Genomic DNA, 20,387 nt, shown 5'->3' on the forward strand with positions numbered 1-20,387 from the left:
CCCGGTGTCCGTTAGGCTGATTCCGGGGGAGGGGGCGGGCGATGCTGATTCGGCTGCTCGGAACAATCGACGTCGTTCTCGACGGTGTGGTGGTACCGGTACCAGGCCTGCGGCGGCGCGCGCTGCTGGCAGCGTTGGCCTTGCAGCGTGGGGCCGTGGTCGACAAAGACCTGCTCGTGAGCATCGTGTGGAACAAGGACGCGCCCTCGACCGCAGTCAATACTCTGCAGAGTCACGTGTCCTATCTGCGCGACCTGCTGGGGGACCGGGGCGTGATCCAATTCCGCCGGCCTGGCTACATCTTCGACGCGGACGGCGCCGAGACCGATGTCGAGCTTGCCGAGCGACTCTTCGATCAGGCCATGGGCACCTCACAGCTCAGCGATCGTGTCCGGGATCTGCGCGCGACTGTGGAGCTGTGGCGAGGCCCCGCGCTGGCAGATGTCGCCGGTCTGCCTTGGCTCGAGGAGCACGCCGGTCGGCTTCAGCACTTGCGTGCACGGGTCGGGCACGCCTTGCTGGAAACGCGTTTCGCGCTGGGCGAGCATGCGCGGCTGATGCCCGAGCTGGAGCAGCATCTGCGAGACAACCCCTTCGACGAGCAGATGCACGGCCATCTGATCCTCGCGCTGTACCGCGCGGGACGGCAGGCCGATGCGCTCGCGGCGTACCAGCGACTGCGAACGACCCTCGCCGACGAGCTGGGCATCCAACCCAGCCCGGACCTGCGCGAATTGGCGACAGCGATCCTCCGCCAGGACCCCGCATTGCTGCGGCCGCCAGAGTCACTGGAGCTAGCGGGTCGGCCGGTACCTGCCCAGCTACCCGCTCCGGGCGCCACCTTCACCGGTCGGCGAGTTGACCTCGACCGGCTGGACACTCTGCTTGCCTCAGACCGGGGCAGTCTGGCTATCGGCACCATCGCCGGTACTGCGGGGGTCGGCAAGACCACCCTGGCCCTGCAGTGGGCCAACCGGGTTCGTGACCGGTTTCCCGACGGCCAGCTCTTCGCCGACCTGCGCGGCTACGATGCCGGGCCGGCCGTGCGGCCGATCGATGCGCTGACCGGATTCCTGGCGGCTCTCGGTGTCCCGGGCGATCAGATCCCGGTGCGAGACGACCAGGCCGCCGCCCTCTATCGGACGTTGATGACAGGCCGCAGGATGCTGGTTCTGCTGGACAACGCTCACACCGCGGACCAGGTACGTCCGTTGCTGCCGGGAGAGTCAGGGAGTCTGGTTCTGATCACAAGCCGGGATCGGCTGGGTGGTCTCGCCGCCCGCGAAGGAGCCCTGCCGGTACCTCTGAGCGCACTTACTGAGGCGGAGGCGTACCAACTGCTCGCGCATGTGCTCGGAGAGGCCAGAGTGATCGCCGAGTCAGCCGCCACTGTTGAGCTCGCCAGGGCTTGTGCCTTCCTGCCGCTGGCGTTGCGCATCGCTGCTGCGAACTTGTCCTGGCAACCGCAGCGACGCATCGCCGACTACTTGACCGAGTTGCAGGTCGACAGCCTGCGGATGCTCACCGTTGACGGTGATCCCGAGCAAGGGGTGGCAGCCGCACTCGACGCGTCGTACGAAGCCCTGCCACTCACAGCTCGCCGCCTCTTCCGGCTTCTCAGCCTGGTCCCCGGCCTCGACCTCAGCGTCCCGGCCGCTGCGGCCGTCGGCGCACTCGACGCCGGCGACGCGCGGGTTCTGGTCGACCGCCTGGTCTCGGCCCACTTGCTTGCCGAGCGAGCCCCCGGCCACTACGCCTGGCACGATCTGCTGCGCGCCTATGCCGCCGACCGCTTGGCGGTACAGGATTCGGACGAGGACCGCGGAGCGGCAACTCGACGCCTGTACGACTGGTGCTTCGAGGCTGTCGCCGCTGCAGCGGATCTGCTGTACCCGCACATGCTCTGCCTGTCGCGGACCGCAGGTGAAACCATCTTCGCGGACCACGCGGCGGCGCTGGCTTGGCTCGACACCGAACGCGCAAACCTGGTCGCCGCCGTACGGCACGCCGCCGTACCGGAAACGGCCTGCCTGCTGGCCGATGCCCTGCGTGGCTACTTCCACCTACGGCGGCACTCGTCGGACTGGCTCGTCGTCGGCGAGTCCGCACTGAAGACCGCCACTGCTCTCGGCGACGTCCGAGCCCAGGCCGCGGCGCGGCACAGTCTCGGGACGGCCTACCGCTGCCTGGGAGATTCGCCGACCGCGTTGCACCACTATGACGAGGCCCTGCGACTCGCACGACTCTGCGGCTGGCAAGAGGCTGAGGCGACAGCCCTCGGCAACCTGGGCATCGTGTACCAAGCTCAAGGGCGGTTGAAGGCAGCCATCGGCCGGCTCACCCTCGCCATTGAGCTCGATCGGCGTATCGGCCGGACCGCGGGCCTGGCCAACAACCTCGGCAACCTCGGTGCCGTCTACCTGGATCAGGGGACCTTGGGCGCTGCCGTCGATTGCTTCGACGAGGCGCTCGAGCTGAATCGCCGCTCGGGCAGTCGGCACGGTCAGGCCCTCGCCTTGACGGGTCTCGCGCAGGCGTACCGCGAAGCAGGCCGGGACAAGGACGCGATCGGCCGGTTCACCGAGGCCATGCTGCACTGCACCGAGATCGGCGATCGCGACGGACAGGCCATCGTCCACATCGGACTCGGCGAGGTGGCCCGGGACCTGGGGCAGACCGCTGAGGGTTGCGATCATGCCCATGCGGCACTGGCGCTGGCGCGCGACGGCGGTGATCCGCGGACCGAGGCGCTCGCCCTCAACCTGCTGGCCTCGGCGGTGGCTGATCCGCGGGAGGCATACCGGCACAACACCCGTGCGCACGAGCTCGCCGAGCGGACCACCGTGCCGCGGACCCAGACCCAAGCCATGATCGGGCTGGCGACCGCCGCGCTCCAGCTCGGCGACCTCGATCAAGCCGCTCACCACGCCGAACGCGCCCTGACCCTCGCGGCCCGCTGCGGCTACCGCCTGCTCGAAGGAGAGGCCCGCGCGACCTCGACGAGGATCCACCGACGCCGCCGCAAAACCCAGCAGGCAACCGGCTAGGACGCGGGTTCGCCGGGTCGTGCCGGACGGGCTCAGCGGGCCATTGCGAGTACGTCGCGGACCAGGCGACGGGGGTGGTCGTCGTCGAGCGGCAGGGCGAAGATGACGTTGTAGTACAGCGGCGCGACGATGTGGTCGAGGATCTGCGGGATGGTCGGTGTCTTCTCGCCGCGTTCGGTGGCGCGCCGCACCATCTCCGCTGCCTGCTCCCGGCGGGCGTCGGTGACCGCGCAGTTCGCGACGAGGTCGGCGCGGGCCGCCACCATCGCGCGCAGGTAGCGGGCTCGCTCGGGACGGGTGATGTCGCCGGCGATGATGGTCGCCCACTCCGTCAGGTCCTGCTCGAGGGATCCGGTGTCGGGTACGGACTCGCCGTCCCGCGTCAGGGCTGCGACGGCGACGTCCTCGAGCAGTGCGTGGACGTCGGGCCAGCGCCGGTAGAGCGTCGTCGGGTTGACCCCGGCGCGCTCGGCGATGACCGGAAAGCTGATCTTGTCGGCGCCCTGGCCGACGAGCTCGCCGACGGCGGTGTAGATCGCGGTCAGCACCCGGTTGCTCCGCCCGCCAGGGCGACTCGGTCGGTCAGGCATGCCGCCATTCTAAGCAAAGAAGTTTGCTTTTACGAAGATCCGGGCGCTAGTGTCCTTAGAGCAAAGATCATTGCTTTTGGATGGAGGTTTCCCGTGTTCAGTCGCTCAGTCTCGTTCGTCGTCGCCGGGGCCGCCGGCGCCGCGACACTGACCGCCGCGTCGGCACCGTCGCCGCTCTATCCCGTCTACCAGCGTCTGTGGGGGTTCTCCGCGTTCGTGCTGACGGTCGTCTTCGCCGTCTACGTTTTCGCGTTGCTCGGCGCCTTGCTGACCGTCGGCTCGCTCTCCGACCGGGTCGGTCGTCGCCCGGTCGCGTCCGGAGCGCTGGTGCTGCTCGCGCTGGGCATGGTGCTGTTCGCGATCGCCGGAGGTACCGGTGGCCTCGTGGTCGCGCGCATCGTGCAGGGCCTTGCCGTCGGCGCTGCCACCGGTACGACGACGGCCATGATCATGGACTCGGCGCCGAACTCACGGTTCGGTTCGGTCGTCAGCAGCGCGGTACCGTCCCTGGGCATCGTGATCGGAGCCGTCCTCGCCGGTGCCCTGGTGGAGTTCGCGCCGCTGCCTCGCCAACTCGTCTTCTGGATCCTCGGCGGGGTCTACCTGGTGCTCGCAGCGCTCGTCTGGCTGATCCCTGAGGGCGCCCGTCCGAAGCCGGCCGCGCGGGAGTCGCTCTGGCGGTCGCTGCGGCCGAGCGCCGGGCTTCCGCCGGCCGTGCGGCCGGTCTTCTTCGCCCTGGTTCCTTCGATGGCCGCGACGTGGGCGCTCGCCGGGTTGTACCTGTCGCTCGGGTCGTCCGTGCTCGGCCACGTCCTCGAGGTGCACAGTCATTTCGTCGTCGGCATCGTGCTCGGAGTGTTCTTCGCCGCCGGCGCGGTCGGCACCGTGGTCTCGTCAGTCTCGACGCGTTGGCGCGAGTGGCTCGGGTACGGAACACTCGCCCTCGGCGTTCTGATCACGATCGCGGCGATGCTGCTGACTACGTTGCCGATCTACGTGGCCGGATCGGCAGTCGCCGGACTGGGCTTCGGCGCGACGTTCCACTTCGCCGTCCAAGCACTCGGCGACGCGGCGCCGGACGGCCGGCGCGGGGAGGTGTTCGCGACCATGTACATCGTCAGCTACATCGCCTTCAGCGTGCCCGCACTGGCCGCCGGGCTAGCCGCCGAACGCTTCGGCCTCGAACCGACAGCCGTCGCGTACGGCGCCCTGGAAGTCGCCCTGATCCTGATCGCGACAGCCGCCGGAATCATCCGCGCCCACCGCCAGTTCAGCGAGAACGAGCCACTGACGGATCAGGGCATCCAGTCAACCAAGCTCCACTGAACCAGTTGAGTCTGTAGGGCTGAGGGCGTTGATCTGGCCGTGGTCAGGCGATGTAGTTGACTTCGGCGCGGTCTCGGCTTTGGTAGAGGTCCCAGTAGGTGGCGGCGATGGCGTCGGGTTCCGCTTCGGGAGGGCCGGAGCCGATCCAGGCGCTGATGGCCAGGTGCGCCGCGTAGACGCCGCTGCCGTCCAGGACCTGGTGGAGGTTGAGCACCCAGCTGCGCAGCGCGGCCGCGGCGGCGTTGACGTTGCCCATCGCCGGATGCGGATTGATCGAGCCGCCGCCCGTGGTGAACAGCAGAGTGCCGGTGCCGGCCTCGCGCATGGCCGGCAGCACTTGGGCGGCCGCCGTGACCGCGCCGTACAGGTAGTACTCGATCTGTGGCTGGAGGTTGTCCGGCGTGACGTCGAGCGGTCCGGCCATGTCGAGCTCGCGGGTCGCGGGTGAGTACTCCAGGACGTCGACCGGGCCGAAGACCTTGGTGATCTGTTCGAAGGCAGCCACCAGCGAGGGCCGGTCGGTTACGTCGGCGGTGAACGCCGCGGCGCTTACTCCATGGGATTTGAGGTCGGTCACGAGCGTGTCGAGCTTGGCGGCGTCGCGGGCGACGAGGGCGACCTCGAAGCCGTGGCCGCCGAACAGCTTGGCGATGGACAGCCCCATGCCGGGGCCGGCGCCGACGATGGCAATGACAGGCATGTTCGGTGGTTCTCCTCAGTTGACGTGACGGCGAGCTCGCCAGGGCAGCTAGATCAGAAGTGGAAGAGCCTTTCCAGTTCTCTCTCGACCATACATCAACTGGATAGGCCTATCCAGTTCGGCGTAGGGTGGGGGCATGTCCGCTGACGGTGCCGCCTCTGTCCAGGTCAATGAGGCCGGGCCGTTGCGCCGTGATGCGGAGCGCAACCGTGAGCGCATCGTGGCCGCGGCCCGCCAGGCGTACGCCGAAGCCGGCCTGGAGGTCTCGATGGCCGAGGTCGCCCGTCGCGCGGGGGTGGGCATCGCCACCTTGTTCCGCCGGTTCCCCGCCCGCGAGGACCTCATCGACGCCGTCTTCGCCGACCGCATGGACGCGTATGTGGAGGCTGCCGACAGGGGCCTGGCCGATCCCGACCCGTGGAACGGTTTCGCCGGCTTCGTCGAAGCCATCTGTGGGATGCAGGCCGCCGATCGCGGGGTCGCAGACCTTCTGACAATGACCTTCCCCGCCGCCGAAGCGCTGCAGGTCAAACACGCCCGCGCGCTGGAGAGGTCGATCCAGCTGATTGATCGTGCCAAGGCCGCAGGACACCTGCGCGCCGATTTCACTCACCAGGACTTGGCGATCCTGCTCATGGCCAACGCCGGCGTCGTCGGCGCCACCGGCCAAGCCGCCCCGGATGCCTGGCGGCGTCTGGTCGCCTACATGCTCCAGGCCTTCGCCGCTTCCGGCTCCGCAGCTCAGAACGCAGAACTACCACCAGCACCGACACCAGCCGCCCTGTACCAGGCAACGCTCCAACTTGGAAGCACCAGCCGCCGAGGCTGATCGATCGTTGCTCTGTCACGCCCACTGCAGTACGTCGTCGTGCGACAGCCGGGGCAGACGGGGGAGCCAGGGGGCTTTGCCCGGGTGTCCGATATTCACGACCAGGATCGAGTGCAGCCGACCGTCGGGAAAGAACTCGCTGTCCATCCCGGCGGCGTCGAACCCGCCCATCGGGCCGGCGGCCAGGCCGTGCGCGCGGACCGACAGGATGAAGTAGCCGGCCTGCAGGATCGCGTTGAACTTCGCGGCCTCGGTGCGCAGCTCCGCGTTCGCCGCGAAGGTGTCCTTCAGCTCCGGCCGGAACGGCAGCACCGCCGGGATGTGCTCGTGGAACCGGGTGTCGGTCGCGAGGACGGCCACCGCCGGCGCGGACGCGGTCTTGGCTTGGTTGCCTTCGTTCATGTGCTTGACCAGCCGGTCCCGCGCTTCACCCGGATGCACATAGAGCACGCGCAGGGGCTGGGTGTTCGCCGAGGTGGGACCCCACTTGGCCAGCTCCCAGATGTCGCGCAGCTCCGCGTCCGGCACCGGTGTGTCCGCGAAGGTGTTCGCGGTCCGGGCTTCGGTGAACAGGACGCGTTTGGCCTGCTCGTCCAGCCGGCCGAGCCGAAGCTCGTCCGGATCCGTGTAGTCCGTGTAGTCCTTGGGGTTCATCGTTCATTGCCTTTCGACGTCAGGAAAGTGGGCGCTCGACCAGGTTTCGCAGCACGAGCGCGTTGGGGGCCTCGATCAGCCGGCCTCCTTCGGCCAGGCGTCCCAGTTCGACCGGCGACAGGCCGAGAGAGTCGACGAGCTTCGCGATGCGTTCGCCGGCCTCTTGATCGTCGGAGGCGACGAAGACGACGCGCCGCCCGACGGTGGGGTCGAGCGCTTCGGACAGGACGTTGGCCGGCAGCTGGTTGAAGGCCTTGACCACCGTCGCGCCGGACAGCTGTGCTGCGACGTACTGGGACGACAGCAGGCCGCCGAGGATGTGCTCGGCGTCGGATGCGTAGTGCGCGTTGGTCGCGTCGACGACGGTCTTGCCGGTCCAGTCCGGCAGCGAGCGGCCGAACTCCGCGATCGCCGGGAACGGGATCGCCATCAGGACGACGTCGCTCGCCAGTGCCTGGTCGAGCGGCACGGCGTGGACGCCCGCGCCGAGCTCGTCGGTGAGTTCACGGAGCGACTCCGGCCCGCGGGTGTTCGTGATGCTCACCTCGATACCCGCCCGGGCGAAGAGCCGGGCCAGCGCCGAGCCGACGTTCCCGCTGCCGACGATCGAGTACCGCGGTACAGCAGCCATGATCTCCTCCATGTAGTTAACATGTGAACTAAACGTAGCACGAGTAGTTCACATGTCAACCAAGTTGTGTACGATCGTCTCGTGACGACGACACGGTGGCTGGACGAGCGGGAGGATCGGGCCTGGCGGAGCCTGATGGCGATGCAGGAAGGTCTGGCCGAGTACCTCGACCGGCAACTGCGGACCCGATCCAGCCTGTCGACGCCGGACTACCAGGTCCTGGCGCACCTGTCCGAGGCAGTCGACGGCGGGCTGCGTCCGTTCGAGTTGGGCCGATTGCTGCACTGGGAGAAGAGCCGGCTCTCGCAGCACTTGAGCCGGATGGAGAAGCGCGGCCTGGTGGCGCGCGAGCGCTGTCTCACCGATCAGCGTGGCGCGGTCATCGTGATCTCACCGCAGGGCCGTGCGCTGATCGAGGCGGCCGCTCCGCTGCACGTCGCAGAGGTCCGCGCCGCGGTCATCGACCACCTCACGGCCGAGGAGCTCGAGACCCTCACTGCCATCGGAGACAAGGTGCGGAAGCGGCTCGAAGAGCTCGGCGCCGAGGACTGAGGTCAGAGGCCAGACCTGTCCTGTCAGAAGTCCCAGGCGGCCCGGATTGCTGCCACTTCGCGTTCCGCCTGGCGCTTGCCGATGTGGAGAGCCCGGCCGGCGGTCTCCGGGTCAAGCATTTTGACCGGCGTCTCGAGGTCGCTGAAATCGGGCTCCACGGCTACCAGTCGAGTGGTTTCGCGCAGTTGGGCGACCTCGGCGTCCGCTCTGATGGTCGAAGCGGATCGATTGCTGTCGGCTCCGCCTTCCTGGGCCCCGAGAGGCAGACATGAGACGACCACGAGAACGTCGCTCGGTGGCGCCGCTGTGGCGTTCAGGTGGCTGACCAGACCGCCGTCCATGTAGCGGTTTCCGTTGATGGTGACGGTGGGGAACAGCATCGGTACGACGCAACTAGCGGCAACCGCGTGCAGCAGCGGCACACGGGATTCTTCGCCCCACACGACAAGCTCGCCGGTGCCGGTGTCAATCGCCGTGCATCGGAAACCGGCGGGCCAGGCGACGCCGTCGAGTATTTCGAGCAGGCCGAGGTAGTCGCCTTCGTCGAGGGTGGTCGTCGCTTCCTGTGCTGCGGAGCCGATTGCTCGCAGCGCTTGTCGCGGGTCGGCGGCGAGGCTGGCTTGGCGCGACGCGTTGAGGAAGTTTTCAGAGCCTGCCGTCAGGCTGTCGAAGTCGAGTTTCTGCCCCACTGCCGCCAGCACGGCGAGCGCATCGGTCACGTCGCGACCGCTGGACAGCAGCGCGCCGACCAGGGATCCCGCGGAGGTTCCCACGATTGCCGAGGCTCCTGCCAAATCGACGCCGGCGTCGCGCAGCCCGGTGAGCAGACCCGTCTGCCAAGCGACACCGACGGTTCCGCCGCCGCCGAGAACGACCGTGCGCGTGGGTGAACCATTTCGCTGAGAGGTCATTGCTGTTCCTTCATGATGCGAGGTCGATACCGAAGAGCGATCAAAACCACGGCGGGCCTTCCGGCCCGTGTAAACCTTCTGCTCAACGCTGTTGAGTGAAACCATACACGAGTCGCTCAACGCTGTAGAGTGAAGTTGTGAACGAGACCTCCCGTGACGCCAAACGCGCCCGTACCGCACAGCGGATCCTTGCTGCCGCCAGGCAGGAATTCGCGACCCGGGGTTTTGACGGCGCGACGATCCGGGGCATCGCCGCAGTCGCGGGAGTGGATGCCTCGCTGGTGATGCAGCACTACGGCTCGAAGGCGGCCCTCTTCACCACTGCTGTTCAGCTGCCCAGCGACGACGCGGAAAGCGCCGCCGAGCACCTCCTGGAGGTACTGGCCAACCGACTGCGCGAACTGCCCCCGGAGACGAGCGCACTGGTCCAGTCCATGCTCACGGTGCCGGAAGCCGCCGACTCGATGCGGGCATACCTCGACGAACGCGTCGACAACCTCGCCAGATCCTTGGACGGCGACGACGCACACTTGCGCGCCCTGATCACCGTGAGCGGCATCCTCGGCCTGACGATCACGCAACACTTCCTGAAGTTGCGCGCCTTCGACGACGCCTCCCACGAAGCGTTGCTGCAGGCCGCGCGCGGCTGGACCGCATACCTGTCGCGCGACTCGTAAGGCCGATCAGCAGCACGGCTCACCTTGCCCGCCTGCTGAAAGCGGAGCGGTTTCCGCCGAGCTGAGTGGTGCTGCTACTCGCCGGGGTCGATTTCGTGGCCGGGCTGATCTGGGCTGACCCGCCGTTGCTTCATCTCGGCTTCGGCGAGGTGTCGCCGGCCGCCGGTGAGCTGGTCGCGGGCCGTCTTCTCGAGCTGGGTGAACAGGTCGTAGTAGTTGTCGTCGTACTCCTCGACCAGCTGGAAGGTCCACCGGCCGGAGATCACGTTGCGGCCGATCAGCTCGGTACTGATCCGATCGGCGAGCGCGGTGTGGCCGGCCGTGCGCAGGAACTCGACCGCCTTGTCCAGTTGCAGATCCGCGGACCCGGTCAGTTGATGGAAGGCATAAAGCTGACCCCGTGCCCGGATCACCGTCTCCAACGCCTCCGTGAGCTTGCCGACGGCTTCGACGGTCAGATCGTCAACCCCCGCCGGGCGCTCATGCCCTTCCGCCACCGGAACCCCGTGCACTTCACCGAACTGACTCATGCACCCGAGGTACCCAATTCGAATCGTCCCGGCGACGATTTCGAAGGGGGGACCACCACCCCGGCGCCGCGAACGCGCTACTCGACCGGATCGTTCGGCGTCACCGCGACCATTAGTTCGTTGCTGGCTGGGCTTGCGTTGGCTGGATTGGGAAACGGCGTGGGGGCGGAGGTTTGAGTCCTCGTCTCGGGTGGGTACCGGGTGAGTCGCTCGTCAGGCAGTGCGCGAGTCGGTACGTGCTGACCGGCCGGGAGTGAGGCACTGATGGTGATGGACGCGTATGACAGAGCAGACGCGCGTGGGGAGTCGGTGCGGTGGGAGTGCGATGCGGACCTCGTGCGAATCGTCGTCGGGGGTGTGCTGACCGATGCGACCGCTGCCAGTGCGCGGGAGATGCTGCTGGACGCGTGCGAGCGGCGTACGAAGGGCATAGTCCTGACCATCGAGGCCGAGTTCGACCCGATGAACCCCGACGTGCTCGGGCGACTGATGGATATGGCTCAGAGGCGTTGCTGGGCAGCAAGTCGCCGGCTCGAAGTCACGGCAACGGACCCCATGATCTGTGAAGCCTTGGCAACCATGGGCATCTGGCCTTCGCCCCAGTCCGGATCGCTGGCGTGAACCCGCAGCCTGGTTGCCCTGCGGTACCCGCGCGTGCTCATGATCGGGTCCTGTTCCGGTGGGAGCGGTAGCGGGCGATCACGACTCCCGCGACGACCACGGCGACGGCGAGGACTCCGATCAGTACCAGCGGTGTCCCGGTCCAGTCGTTGGCGTCGCCGTCGGTGTCTCCGGCGGGAAGCGGACTTGGACTCACCGCTGTGAGCCAGTTGCTGACGATCGCTACTGCGACGTACATGGCGACCAACCTTCTTCCTTGACGCGACGCCCGATGTCGTGGCGGTAACCGACCGCGCCCTGGTCGAAACCTACGCAGCAAAACTTATGCACTGGGTCTTGAGCACACAGCGAGCACCGAGAGGGGATTGGACGTAGCTGCCGGCGCGCGAGCGGCGAAGGGGCCGGTTGCGCCTCGTGTCCCCTACGAGCATTCGCCGTCGGCCGCCTCCGCCGCAGGTCCCCGGCCCGGAGGTGAAGCCGACCGAAGACAGTTGGCCGGTACCCGGCGATCGTGATCGGAAACGACCGTGCAGGTCGGATTCTGTTCAGTCGCTGGTCTTCAGGGACGTGGTCGCCGGGCCGTCGAGGACGTTGCCATCGGCATCGAAGCGGGAGCCGTGGCAGCTGCAGTCCCAGGTGGTGTCGGCGGTGTTCCAGGTCAGCGGACAGCCTAGGTGTGTGCAGACAGGGTTGGCTCTGCCGTCGTGTTTGAGGAGCCGGGCAGCGTGGCCGGTGGTGAAGTCCTTGCCGACTTTGAGGTTGTCGGCGATCAGCTTGGCAATGGCGCGAGCGTCCCCGATCCGGCCGGCGTCGTAGAGGCCGGCGGCGGGATGATGCCGACCGGCGATCAGGTCGTTGATGATGCCAGCGGCAACAGTACCGTTGCTGAGGCCCCATTTGTGCATGCCAGTGGCAACGAAGATGTTGCCGCTACCGGCTGATCTGCCCACATAGGGCAGAAGATCGGGGGTGCTGTAGTCGTGGGCCGACCACCTGTACTCGGGCTCGACCGCTGTGTTCCAGGTCGAACTCACCCAGTCGGCCAGGGATCGATAGATCGCGGCGGTGTCCTCCGTCGATCCGACTTCGTGGTCGCCGCCGACCACGATCAGTCCGGTCGGTCCGCCGCCGGGCCAGGGCCGGGTGGACCTGGTGGGGGAGTCGATCGAGATCGCCATCCCGACGGGTGCCTCGACCGGTAGCCGTACTGCGATGCCGTGCGACTGCCTCGGCCGGGTCCTGGCGAAGTACGCGCCGGTGATGCCGATGGGCAGCAGGGTGGCCAGCACCGCCTGGTACGCCGTGATCATGCCGCCCGCCTCGGTCAGGACGTGCACCGCGCCGTCCTTCTCATCCACCTTGACGGCGCGAGTGTGTTCGAAGATCCGTCCACCGGTCCGCTCGACCGCCGTCGCGAGACCGGCGAGATAGCGGGCCGGATGCAGCTGTACCTGATTGTCGAACCGGATGGCGGCTGTCGCAGGCACTCCGACCTCACCGCCGTCGACCAGCTGGGCGGGCAGACCTAGACAAGCAACTGCGGCTGCCTCGTTCTCCAGGGTTCCGGTGGACTCGGTGGAGTAGACGAAGGCTGGTGTCCTGAGCAGCTCACAGTCGATGTCCTCGGCATCGACCAGCGCGGCGACCTGGTCCACGGCTGCCTGGTTCGCCGCGGCGTACTGACGAGCCTTGTCAATGCCATGGCGATCGATCAGCGGGGCATAGCAGGCGCCATGTTGCGAGGTGACCTTGCCGGTCGTGTTCCCGCTCGTCCGCGATCCGATCCGCTGCGCCTCGACCACGACCACCTGTGCGCCGTCGCGCGCCAGCAGCAGCGCTGTCGTCAGACCGATCCAGCCACCGCCGACCACGACGACGTCAGCTGTCGCGTCACCGGCCAAGGCGTCGTAGCGGGGCATCTCTGCCGTTGCCGTCCACACTGAGGTCATGTGGCGCCGGTACCCGCCTGCAATCCTGGCCTGCAGGGAGCCGGCCAGACATACCGTAGGCCGACAGGTACCTGCACCTCGCGGCGGTTGGGTGCCGGAATCGGCGGGTACCCGCCGGAAATGACTGACTCTGCGATTGCGGTTCTCGATATCGACGGCACGCTGATCGATTCGAACTATCACCATGCGCTCGCTTGGTACCGGGCCCTGCGTTCAGTGGGAGAGATCTATCCGGTGTGGCGGCTGCACCGGTTGATCGGTATGGGTGGGGATCAACTGGTCACGGCTGTCGGAGGCGAGGAACTGGAACGCAGGGTGGGCGACCAGGTCCGGGAAGAGCAAGGCAAGGAAGTTGACGCGCTGCTCGAGGAGATGGCGCTGTTGCCTGGTGCTCGCGATCTTCTGGTGGCCATCAAGGAACGCGGGCACCGGCTGGTACTGGCCAGCTCTGCGCAGGAACGTCACGTCGACGTCTTCCTGGACAAACTCGATGCTCGCGGCGTCGTCGACGACTGGACGACCAGCGCTGACGTCGAGAAATCCAAACCGGCGCCGGACCTGCTACAGGTGGCCTTGAAGAAGCTGGGTGTGCCGTCCGACGCCGCGAGCGTGGTGATCGGGGACTCGGTATGGGACGTCAAGGCGGCCGGCAGAGCAGGGATGCCGGCGATCGTCGTCCGCTCCGGCGGGTTCGGCGATGACGAACTGCTCGACGCCGGCGCCAAAGCCATCTACGACACGCCCCGCGACCTCACGGAGGCCCTGGACACCACTCCGCTGGCCTGACTGTTTCCGCCCCGTTCGCGCACTTTTCGATCGCCTGGAGTGGGCACCGGGGCTCAGCGAGAGGTGGTCAACGCCTTGGTGGCCGTGCGCAGGTCGGCGAGCGGCTGGGCCGATGGTGGCCAGCCTGGTCCGGCCGTCATGGTTGTGAAACCGGTTGCGGTTACCAGATTGCGAAGGCGGAGTTGCCCTGGGCGGCGGGCGGTAGCCCACAGGACGACGGTTTGCGGAGCGGCCCGCGGTACGGATTGGAGAATGGCTGCCTCCGTCGCCTCCGGACCGAGCAGCACAACCGATTGGCCTTGCTCCAGAAGGGTCGCGCGCAACACGGTCAACGGCATGGTGTGCCGTTCCTCCGGGCAATGGACGAGCAGGGTCGGCCTGGATTCGGTCAGCTGCGGTCGCCGGTTCTGGAGATAGCGCTCCACCGCGGCTTCGACGGAACGAGCCAGGATCAGTTCGATGTCGGTGCAGTCGCGTTGCTGTTCGTACCGTGACCCCAGGGCCCTGAACGCCGGGGCGATCAACTCGGTCCAGGCACGACTCACGCCGTACGTCGCCAAGCTGCCGTCCAGCAGGTCCGCCAGCTCGGCCAAGGCCAGGGTCTCAGCGGTATCGAGCAGCCGCTGACCGGAGTGATTCGGTGAGGTCGCGTGGTTCGCTGAGTCGGGCTGCTCACTCAACCGGGCTGCGTCGCCGGCGGAGATTCCGGCCGCGATCAGGCGTTGCATCCGACGGAAGCGGTCGACGTCGGCGAGCGTGTAGCGCCGATGCAGGCCGGGCGTTCGCCCCGACGGCTCCAGCCCGTACCGCGCCTCCCAGCTCCGCAAGGTCACGGTTGGAATCCCCAGCAGCGTCGACACCTGCCCGACCGGCAGTACCGCGGCCGTCAAGGTGTCCCGGGGCGACGCGGCCTCAGACATCATCCCTCACCATGGCACGGCGACGACGATCAGCGACAACTGCACAAGTTTGGCTGGGCGGCACTGTCGAGGCGCATCGACTCTCGGGGCGAGAGTGGCGTCGAAAACTTGTGCACGTATTCGAACGGTCTTCGGCTGGGCACTGAGACCTGGACCAGGTTCGACGTGAATCTCACCCTAGGAGTTCATCGACGTGACTACCTTGACGACGCACCGGCCGGCACGTGGCATCGCGGCGTTGGCACTGTTCATCGCGGCGGTGATCGTGGTCGCACTGATCGGGGTGCTCGGCGTGCAGGACACCAGCGGGACATACCAAAACCTGCAGCAGCCCGGTTGGGCGCCACCGAGCTGGTTGTTCGGCCCGGTGTGGTCAGTTCTGTACGCCATGATCGCGATCAGTGGCTGGCTGGTCTGGCGCCAGACTGGCTGGTCGGGCGAGCTACTGCCCTACGCTGCCCAGCTTGTGCTGAACGCGATCTGGACGCCGTTGTTCTTCGGAGCCGGCCACCGTGGTCTCGCCTTGATCGAGATCTGCATGCTGTGGCTGGCGATCGGATGGACCATCGAGTCGTTCCGACGGGTCCGCCCGCTCGCCGCGCTGCTCCTCGTCCCGTACTGGGCGTGGACCACCTTCGCACTGGGCCTCAACGCAGCCATCTGGCACCTCAACCGCTAACGGTCATCCAACGGGCGACGCCTCGGCCACCACCAGTTCAAGTCGCCGAACCAAGCCACCAGCGCCGGGGTGAGTACGCTGCGGACGAGGGTTGCGTCCAGGGCGATTCCGAGCGCGAGGGTCGTCGCGAAGATCTTGACGTCGATCACCGGCACCGTGGACAGCGCGACGAACGCCAGGAAGAGAATCAAGGCAGCCGAGCTGACGAGCCGTCCCGTGTAGCTGAGACCTGCCACTGTCGCATCGGCGGTGGACAGCCCGGAGTCGTGTTCCTCCTTGATCCTGGCGAGGATGAACAACTCGTAGTCCATCGACAACCCGAACAAGAACGAGAACGCTGCCAGCGGTACCCAGAAGGTGATCGTGCCGCTGGCTTCCGCGCCGAACAGTGCCTGTGCGCCGAAGCCCTGTTGCCAGATCAGCACGGTCAGTCCGTAGGCGGCGCCGATCGATACGACGTTCTGAACCAGCGCCTTGATCGGCAACCACACCGAACGCAGTGCCCTGGCCAACAGAAGTACGGTGACCACGACGACGAGCAGCAGTACCCAGCCGGCGTTGCCGTAGATGGCCGTCACCGAGTCGGCGTCTTCTGCGGCGCTGCCACCGATCGTGGTGTCCGGCGCGACCGTACGAATCTCCTCGACGGTTTCCCGGCCGGCAGTACTCGAAGGATCGCTGGAAAGCAGGACGGCCGCGAGCCGCTGATCGCCATGGGCCCAGGTCTTTCCAGTCGGAGCTGCTACCGCCGTCACCCCGCCCACCGCTCGGACCGCGTCGAGGACCTTGGCGTCATTGCTGAGGATCTCGACCGGCCGGAAGACGCCTGGACTGATACCGGCGTCCGTAGCCGTGCGGTAGGCCTTGGCGGCAGGATCGGTACCGGCCGAGATGGCTGCGAGTTCGGGGGAGCCCAGCCGTAGGCCTAGTGCTGGAGCGAACATTGCCGCCAAGGCGGCTGTCGCGAGCAATGCCGCGACGATGCGATGGCGCACCACCAGATTGCCGATCCGTTGCCAGAGTCGGCTTTCGGCCTTGTGTTGCTTGCGACGCGGCCATTCCAGCCGCGGGCCGATGGTCGAGAGGATGACGGGCAGTAGCGAGAGCGCGATGGCCACACTGACCAACGGGATCAGCAGGCCGCCGAACCCAACGCTGCGCAAGAAGGGCACCGGTACGACGACCAGCGCGAGTAGTGAGATGGCAACGGTCACGCCGCTGAACAGGACCGACCGTCCAGCGGTCACCATCGCCATTTCCACGGCCTCGTTGTTGCCGGCGCCGGCAGCCCGTTCCTCACGCCAGCGCATGACGATCAGCAGGGCGTAGTCGATCGCTACTCCGAGGCCGATCAGCCCGACCAAATACTGCACGATGAACGACACGTCCGTTGCTGTGGACAACGCAAGGATCAGCAGGAACGTCGTACTGATCGCCGCCGCGGCCAGCAGCAGCGGCACGATCGCCAGCAGCGACCCGAACACCAAGGCCAGCACGATCATCGCCCCGCCGGCGCCGAACGCTATCTCGACGATGATCGGCCGGTCGGATCCACCGCCGCCCTCGCGCAAGGCCTCGACGCCGGTCACCTGCAACGGTTGCCCGGCCACCTTCACCGTCGCCATTGTCGACGTCAACTGCGGAAGGGCCGCTGCGTACGCCGCGGGTCCCGGCAGCACTGGCGGGTACACCAGCGCGACCGTTGTCCGCCGATCCGAGCTGGTCAACGCGTTCCGCGATGCCGCCTCGGCGGTACCGCCTGAAGTCCCGGCGTCGAGAAACGAGACGACTCGCCAGCCTTCGTCGGGCAACTGGTTCAATGCGCTCGCGAATTGGGAGCGGACTTCGGGGTCATCGACCGTGGCCGGCGCCGGTACGGACAACACCACAGCCAGCGGATCGATCGCGCCGCCGTTGCCGAACTCGGCCAGGATCCGTTCGTTCGTCTCGAAGGCGGGCTGTCCGGGCAGGCCGAAGTCGTAGCTCAGCCGGTCGATCGTCTTCGGGGCGAGAACGCCGCCGACCACCGCGACGGCTACCCAGCCGACCACTACAAGCCATCGCAGCCGCAACACCCAGGTGGTCCATCGCCGCATGACGCTCACTCCCTGAGGAAGGAATCTGACCTCCGGAGCGTACGTGCAATCGCGCCCAAACCTCGGCGAAACTTATGCAGACTCGCCTCGCCAAGGAGGTCTACTTTTCGTCATCGGTACCGACTTCGCCGACACCCTTGCACCGGTCGTGGCCCAGCCGGCCGGGCAGTCGACGCCCCGCAGTAAACTCCCGCGGCGGAGGGATCGACACATGGTGATGGGGATTCAGGACATCGGCGCCTGGGACGCGGAGTTGCACCGTTCCGGCCGAGTAGTCTTCGCGGTCCGGCGCGCACTGGCCTTCGGTGGCCTGGTCGTCGTGCTGGCGCTGGCCTGCATCCCGATCGTCTCGGTCGTCCGGGACCTCGACACCCGCGACACCTGGTTCACGATCCGGTTGGCCGTCCTCGCCATACTGCTCACGGTCTGTATCGCGCTCGCCATCTTGTTCCTTCTCGGCCATCCGCGATTGACCGTGAACGCCACCGGCATCCGCTTCGCTTGGTGGCGGCAGATCCCGTGGTCCGAGCTCGAGGGCACCACCCTCGTCACACCGACCAGCAGCCTCGCCGCTCCCTACCTGACCGTCACCTCCACCCGCGGCACCAGACTCCACATTCCCCAGACCAACGTCGAAGACCTCCGCGCCCTCGCCGCTTGGCTCACCAAACTTCGCACGCAGCACCAACTGAAGACCTCGGGCTCTTCGACTGAGTGATGCACAAGTTCGGCGAAACTTGTGCATCGTCGTCGTGCGGGTGGGTACACAGGCAGCGACACATTCTCCGCAGAAAGAAGTGATCCTGGTGCCCACCGTCTCGCGCACGTTCACCGTGGAGTCTTCTCCCGCCGTGGTCGTCCCGTACCTGGCCGACTTCGGCAATGCCGAGCATTGGGATCCCGGCACCGAGGAGTGCACCCGCAATGACTCAGGCCCAGTTGTGGTCGGTTCGACCTGGCACAACAAGTCCAAGATCGCCGGGGTGAGCACCGAGCTCACCTACACCCTTCAGGAGTTGACCGAGGACCGGGTGGTGTTGATCGGCCGTAACGACACGGCGACCTCCACAGAAACCATCGAGGTCACGCCGTCAGGGACTGGGGCCAGCATCACTTACACCAACGAGATCGACTTTCACGGCGCCGCCAAACTCGCCTCTCCGCTGGCGAAGGTGGTCTTCGAGAAGATCGGCGGCGACGTCGTGAAGCAGATGACCGACGTGCTCAACGCGCTGCCCCGTCAGTCGATGTGACCGTCCGAAGGCAGAAGGATGATGCCGACGACAGCCAGGCGACAACATCTCCAGCAACTGAACAGCCCATAAGTCGACGGTCAGCCGCAAGCCGCGCAGATCAGGAGTCAACCGAACCGAGGGCAGTCCCCAGCGCATCGGACAACGGGTCAGCTCTCCGCTTCGGCTTCTCTGCGTCGGGCGCGGTATTTGCGCATGGAGACCTGCGAGCTGCAGGCAGGGCTGCAGTACTGGCCTGATCCGTTGCGGGTGCGGTCGATGAAGCCGAAGTGGCACGGGGGGTTGCGGCAGGCTTTGATGCGATCCCACTCTCCGCGGGACGCTCGCATCGTCACGGATGCCAGCACCGTCCCGAGCAAGCGCGCGACGCCGCGCTGCTCGCTGACGAGCGACACTCCTTGAGAGTCGATGCGGGCAGTCAGTGGGTACAGCTTGCCGGCCCGCTCGAGGCGACGCTTGGCCAGCTCCACCTCCTCCACCGGCAGGTCCTCGCCGGAGTGTCCGAGGAGCATCGTCACGAGTGCGTCACGGAGTTCGCGTGCGGATGCCGCATCCGCATCCGTCGCGGCGGCGCCGTCCGAGAGGGCGCGCCCGTCCAGCCATGCCGAGAGGGCCGCACCGTCGCCGAAGAGCTCTTGCCTGCCGCCTGCATCGGCGTGTGTGTTGACGAAGTCCAGGAGCAGGTCCTCTGTAACCGTTGTGGTCATGTCCCCAACATTACAGTACGCACGGCTTGACGCGTTAGGTTCTAACGGCTTACGGTCCTCACCATGACAAACACCTCTTCGTCCTCCGCCTCCCGCACCTGGTTCATCACCGGCGCCACCTCAGGCATCGGCCACGAGCTCCTCCAGCAGGCCATCGCCGCCGGTGAGAATGTCGTCGCCGTCGCCCGTGACGTGTCGAGCTTCGCTGGCGAAGCCGGCCCCCACCTCCTGGCAGTCGCTGCCGACGTCCGCGACGAAGCTGCCATCAAGGCCGCCGTCGACGCCGGAGTGCGCAAGTTCGGTCGGCTCGACGTCATCGCCAACAATGCCGGATACGGACTGTTCGGCGCCGTCGAGGAGTCGACCGACGAGCAGGCCCGGGCGATCTTCGACACCAACGTGTTCGGCACTCTCAACGTGATCCGCGCGACCCTGCCGGTGCTGCGCACACAGGGGTCGGGTCACATCCTCGAGGGGTCGTCGTTCTTCGGCCAGATCTCGCAACCCGGCGTCGGTCTGCTGTCGGCCACCAAGTACGCGGTCGAGGGCATCGCCGATGCCCTGGCCGATGAGGTCGGCCCGCTCGGCATCAAGGTGACCATCGTGCAGCCGGGCATGACCGCGACCCCGTTCCTCAGCAATCTCAAGGCCGCGGAGAACACCTACAGCGACTACGACCAGACCGTCCGCGTTGTCGCCGAGGCCATCGGGGCCCTTCCGGCCGACTCCTTCGCCAGTGCCGAGCGGGTCGCCGCTGGCATCCGGACCGCGATCGAGAGCGCCCAGCCGCCGCGACGCCTCGCCCTGAACGGCGCGGGCGCCCAGGCCATGAAGGCCGGCCTCGAGGCGCGACTGCGCGACATCGACGAATGGTCGTCCATCGCCCATACCGTCGACGCCGCATAACAACCGACCCAGCGCCGAGCTGC

At 67.1% G+C, this 20,387-nt stretch carries 22 protein-coding genes; 11 read left to right on the forward strand and 11 right to left on the reverse strand.

Going from position 1 to position 20,387, the window contains the following annotated elements; translation table 11 throughout:
- Positions 1–41 precede the first annotated feature (41 nt).
- Positions 42–3,047 (forward strand): AfsR/SARP family transcriptional regulator, encoded by a 3,006-nt coding sequence (locus tag OHA70_RS22945; protein ID WP_328320896.1) that lies wholly within the window; start codon positions 42–44, stop codon positions 3,045–3,047.
- A 32-nt stretch (positions 3,048–3,079) separates the two neighbouring features.
- Here OHA70_RS22945 and OHA70_RS22950 read toward each other — a convergent pair whose 3' ends face one another.
- Entirely contained in the window at positions 3,080–3,637 is a 558-nt protein-coding gene (locus tag OHA70_RS22950) for a TetR/AcrR family transcriptional regulator (protein WP_328320898.1), read from the reverse strand.
- A gap of 93 nt (positions 3,638–3,730) precedes the next feature.
- On the opposite strand from OHA70_RS22950, the gene OHA70_RS22955 reads away from it, so the two are divergent.
- Complete coding sequence (locus OHA70_RS22955; RefSeq protein WP_328320900.1) at positions 3,731–4,963, forward strand: MFS transporter; 1,233 nt, start codon at positions 3,731–3,733, stop codon at positions 4,961–4,963.
- A 43-nt stretch (positions 4,964–5,006) separates the two neighbouring features.
- Here the strand turns inward: OHA70_RS22955 and OHA70_RS22960 are convergent, their stop codons facing one another.
- A complete protein-coding gene (locus tag OHA70_RS22960; protein WP_328320902.1) occupies positions 5,007–5,663 on the reverse strand; it encodes an SDR family oxidoreductase in 657 nt (218 codons plus the stop codon).
- A 136-nt stretch (positions 5,664–5,799) separates the two neighbouring features.
- Here OHA70_RS22960 and OHA70_RS22965 point away from each other — a divergent pair, with 136 nt between their 5' ends.
- Complete coding sequence (locus OHA70_RS22965) at positions 5,800–6,492, forward strand: TetR/AcrR family transcriptional regulator (protein ID WP_328320904.1); 693 nt, start codon at positions 5,800–5,802, stop codon at positions 6,490–6,492.
- Positions 6,493–6,507: 15 nt separating this feature from the next.
- Here OHA70_RS22965 and OHA70_RS22970 read toward each other — a convergent pair whose 3' ends face one another.
- On the reverse strand, positions 6,508–7,146 hold the full coding sequence (locus OHA70_RS22970) for a malonic semialdehyde reductase (RefSeq protein WP_328320906.1): 639 nt from the start codon (positions 7,144–7,146) through the stop codon (positions 6,508–6,510).
- A 19-nt stretch (positions 7,147–7,165) separates the two neighbouring features.
- A complete protein-coding gene (locus OHA70_RS22975) occupies positions 7,166–7,777 on the reverse strand; it encodes an NADPH-dependent F420 reductase (protein ID WP_328320908.1) in 612 nt (203 codons plus the stop codon).
- 81 nt (positions 7,778–7,858) lie between these two features.
- On the opposite strand from OHA70_RS22975, the gene OHA70_RS22980 reads away from it, so the two are divergent.
- Positions 7,859–8,329, forward strand: a complete 471-nt coding sequence (locus tag OHA70_RS22980; protein WP_328320910.1) for a MarR family winged helix-turn-helix transcriptional regulator — start codon at positions 7,859–7,861, stop codon at positions 8,327–8,329.
- A gap of 23 nt (positions 8,330–8,352) precedes the next feature.
- Here OHA70_RS22980 and OHA70_RS22985 read toward each other — a convergent pair whose 3' ends face one another.
- Complete coding sequence (locus tag OHA70_RS22985) at positions 8,353–9,345, reverse strand: patatin-like phospholipase family protein (RefSeq protein WP_328320912.1); 993 nt, start codon at positions 9,343–9,345, stop codon at positions 8,353–8,355.
- Positions 9,346–9,377: 32 nt separating this feature from the next.
- Between OHA70_RS22985 and OHA70_RS22990 the strand changes: the two genes are divergently transcribed.
- The gene (locus OHA70_RS22990) at positions 9,378–9,917 is read left to right on the forward strand and encodes a TetR/AcrR family transcriptional regulator (RefSeq protein ID WP_328320914.1); all 540 of its coding nucleotides are present in this window, start codon (positions 9,378–9,380) and stop codon (positions 9,915–9,917) included.
- Between the two features lie 74 nt (positions 9,918–9,991).
- Here the strand turns inward: OHA70_RS22990 and OHA70_RS22995 are convergent, their stop codons facing one another.
- Positions 9,992–10,447 carry a hypothetical protein gene (locus OHA70_RS22995; RefSeq protein ID WP_328320916.1) on the reverse strand — a complete coding sequence of 152 codons (456 nt, stop codon included), beginning with the start codon at positions 10,445–10,447 and terminating at the stop codon, positions 9,992–9,994.
- Between the two features lie 264 nt (positions 10,448–10,711).
- Here OHA70_RS22995 and OHA70_RS23000 point away from each other — a divergent pair, with 264 nt between their 5' ends.
- Positions 10,712–11,068, forward strand: a complete 357-nt coding sequence (locus OHA70_RS23000; RefSeq protein ID WP_328320918.1) for a hypothetical protein — start codon at positions 10,712–10,714, stop codon at positions 11,066–11,068.
- Between the two features lie 37 nt (positions 11,069–11,105).
- Here OHA70_RS23000 and OHA70_RS23005 read toward each other — a convergent pair whose 3' ends face one another.
- A complete protein-coding gene (locus OHA70_RS23005) occupies positions 11,106–11,306 on the reverse strand; it encodes a hypothetical protein (RefSeq protein WP_328320920.1) in 201 nt (66 codons plus the stop codon).
- Positions 11,307–11,613: 307 nt separating this feature from the next.
- Complete coding sequence (locus OHA70_RS23010; protein ID WP_328320922.1) at positions 11,614–13,017, reverse strand: FAD-dependent oxidoreductase; 1,404 nt, start codon at positions 13,015–13,017, stop codon at positions 11,614–11,616.
- A 120-nt stretch (positions 13,018–13,137) separates the two neighbouring features.
- Here OHA70_RS23010 and OHA70_RS23015 point away from each other — a divergent pair, with 120 nt between their 5' ends.
- Positions 13,138–13,803 carry an HAD family hydrolase gene (locus OHA70_RS23015; RefSeq protein WP_328320924.1) on the forward strand — a complete coding sequence of 222 codons (666 nt, stop codon included), beginning with the start codon at positions 13,138–13,140 and terminating at the stop codon, positions 13,801–13,803.
- A gap of 53 nt (positions 13,804–13,856) precedes the next feature.
- Here OHA70_RS23015 and OHA70_RS23020 read toward each other — a convergent pair whose 3' ends face one another.
- Positions 13,857–14,723 (reverse strand): MerR family transcriptional regulator, encoded by an 867-nt coding sequence (locus OHA70_RS23020; protein ID WP_328320925.1) that lies wholly within the window; start codon positions 14,721–14,723, stop codon positions 13,857–13,859.
- Positions 14,724–14,916: 193 nt separating this feature from the next.
- Between OHA70_RS23020 and OHA70_RS23025 the strand changes: the two genes are divergently transcribed.
- Positions 14,917–15,402: a TspO/MBR family protein gene (locus OHA70_RS23025; RefSeq protein WP_328320926.1), complete on the forward strand. Its 486-nt coding sequence runs from the start codon at positions 14,917–14,919 to the stop codon at positions 15,400–15,402.
- Here OHA70_RS23025 and OHA70_RS23030 read toward each other — a convergent pair.
- Positions 15,399–17,498, reverse strand: a complete 2,100-nt coding sequence (locus tag OHA70_RS23030) for an MMPL family transporter (RefSeq protein WP_328320927.1) — start codon at positions 17,496–17,498, stop codon at positions 15,399–15,401. The genes OHA70_RS23025 and OHA70_RS23030 overlap by 4 nt on opposite strands.
- 211 nt (positions 17,499–17,709) lie before the next feature.
- On the opposite strand from OHA70_RS23030, the gene OHA70_RS23035 reads away from it, so the two are divergent.
- A complete protein-coding gene (locus OHA70_RS23035; protein ID WP_328320928.1) occupies positions 17,710–18,216 on the forward strand; it encodes a hypothetical protein in 507 nt (168 codons plus the stop codon).
- A gap of 88 nt (positions 18,217–18,304) precedes the next feature.
- Entirely contained in the window at positions 18,305–18,751 is a 447-nt protein-coding gene (locus OHA70_RS23040) for an SRPBCC family protein (protein WP_328320929.1), read from the forward strand.
- Positions 18,752–18,900: 149 nt separating this feature from the next.
- Here OHA70_RS23040 and OHA70_RS23045 read toward each other — a convergent pair whose 3' ends face one another.
- The gene (locus OHA70_RS23045) at positions 18,901–19,458 is read right to left on the reverse strand and encodes a CGNR zinc finger domain-containing protein (protein WP_328320930.1); all 558 of its coding nucleotides are present in this window, start codon (positions 19,456–19,458) and stop codon (positions 18,901–18,903) included.
- Positions 19,459–19,521: 63 nt separating this feature from the next.
- On the opposite strand from OHA70_RS23045, the gene OHA70_RS23050 reads away from it, so the two are divergent.
- On the forward strand, positions 19,522–20,364 hold the full coding sequence (locus tag OHA70_RS23050; protein WP_328320933.1) for an SDR family NAD(P)-dependent oxidoreductase: 843 nt from the start codon (positions 19,522–19,524) through the stop codon (positions 20,362–20,364).
- Positions 20,365–20,387 lie beyond the last annotated feature (23 nt).

This window comes from Kribbella sp. NBC_00382 (genome assembly GCF_036067295.1).
GTDB lineage: Bacteria > Actinomycetota > Actinomycetes > Propionibacteriales > Kribbellaceae > Kribbella.

Coding starts and splice junctions, on each gene's coding strand:
- OHA70_RS22945 (WP_328320896.1), top strand. CDS start 42: ATGCTGATTCGGCTGCTCGGAACAATCGACGTCGTTCTCGACGGTGTG.
- OHA70_RS22975 (WP_328320908.1), bottom strand. CDS start 7,777: ATGGCTGCTGTACCGCGGTACTCGATCGTCGGCAGCGGGAACGTCGGC.
- OHA70_RS22995 (WP_328320916.1), bottom strand. CDS start 10,447: ATGAGTCAGTTCGGTGAAGTGCACGGGGTTCCGGTGGCGGAAGGGCAT.
- OHA70_RS23005 (WP_328320920.1), bottom strand. CDS start 11,306: ATGTACGTCGCAGTAGCGATCGTCAGCAACTGGCTCACAGCGGTGAGT.
- OHA70_RS22950 (WP_328320898.1), bottom strand. CDS start 3,637: ATGCCTGACCGACCGAGTCGCCCTGGCGGGCGGAGCAACCGGGTGCTG.
- OHA70_RS23020 (WP_328320925.1), bottom strand. CDS start 14,723: ATGTCTGAGGCCGCGTCGCCCCGGGACACCTTGACGGCCGCGGTACTG.
- OHA70_RS23000 (WP_328320918.1), top strand. CDS start 10,712: ATGGTGATGGACGCGTATGACAGAGCAGACGCGCGTGGGGAGTCGGTG.
- OHA70_RS23030 (WP_328320927.1), bottom strand. CDS start 17,498: ATGCGGCGATGGACCACCTGGGTGTTGCGGCTGCGATGGCTTGTAGTG.
- OHA70_RS23035 (WP_328320928.1), top strand. CDS start 17,710: ATGGTGATGGGGATTCAGGACATCGGCGCCTGGGACGCGGAGTTGCAC.
- OHA70_RS22970 (WP_328320906.1), bottom strand. CDS start 7,146: ATGAACCCCAAGGACTACACGGACTACACGGATCCGGACGAGCTTCGG.
- OHA70_RS22985 (WP_328320912.1), bottom strand. CDS start 9,345: ATGGTTTCACTCAACAGCGTTGAGCAGAAGGTTTACACGGGCCGGAAG.
- OHA70_RS23045 (WP_328320930.1), bottom strand. CDS start 19,458: ATGACCACAACGGTTACAGAGGACCTGCTCCTGGACTTCGTCAACACA.
- OHA70_RS23050 (WP_328320933.1), top strand. CDS start 19,522: ATGACAAACACCTCTTCGTCCTCCGCCTCCCGCACCTGGTTCATCACC.
- OHA70_RS22960 (WP_328320902.1), bottom strand. CDS start 5,663: ATGCCTGTCATTGCCATCGTCGGCGCCGGCCCCGGCATGGGGCTGTCC.
- OHA70_RS22965 (WP_328320904.1), top strand. CDS start 5,800: ATGTCCGCTGACGGTGCCGCCTCTGTCCAGGTCAATGAGGCCGGGCCG.
- OHA70_RS23010 (WP_328320922.1), bottom strand. CDS start 13,017: ATGACCTCAGTGTGGACGGCAACGGCAGAGATGCCCCGCTACGACGCC.
- OHA70_RS23015 (WP_328320924.1), top strand. CDS start 13,138: ATGACTGACTCTGCGATTGCGGTTCTCGATATCGACGGCACGCTGATC.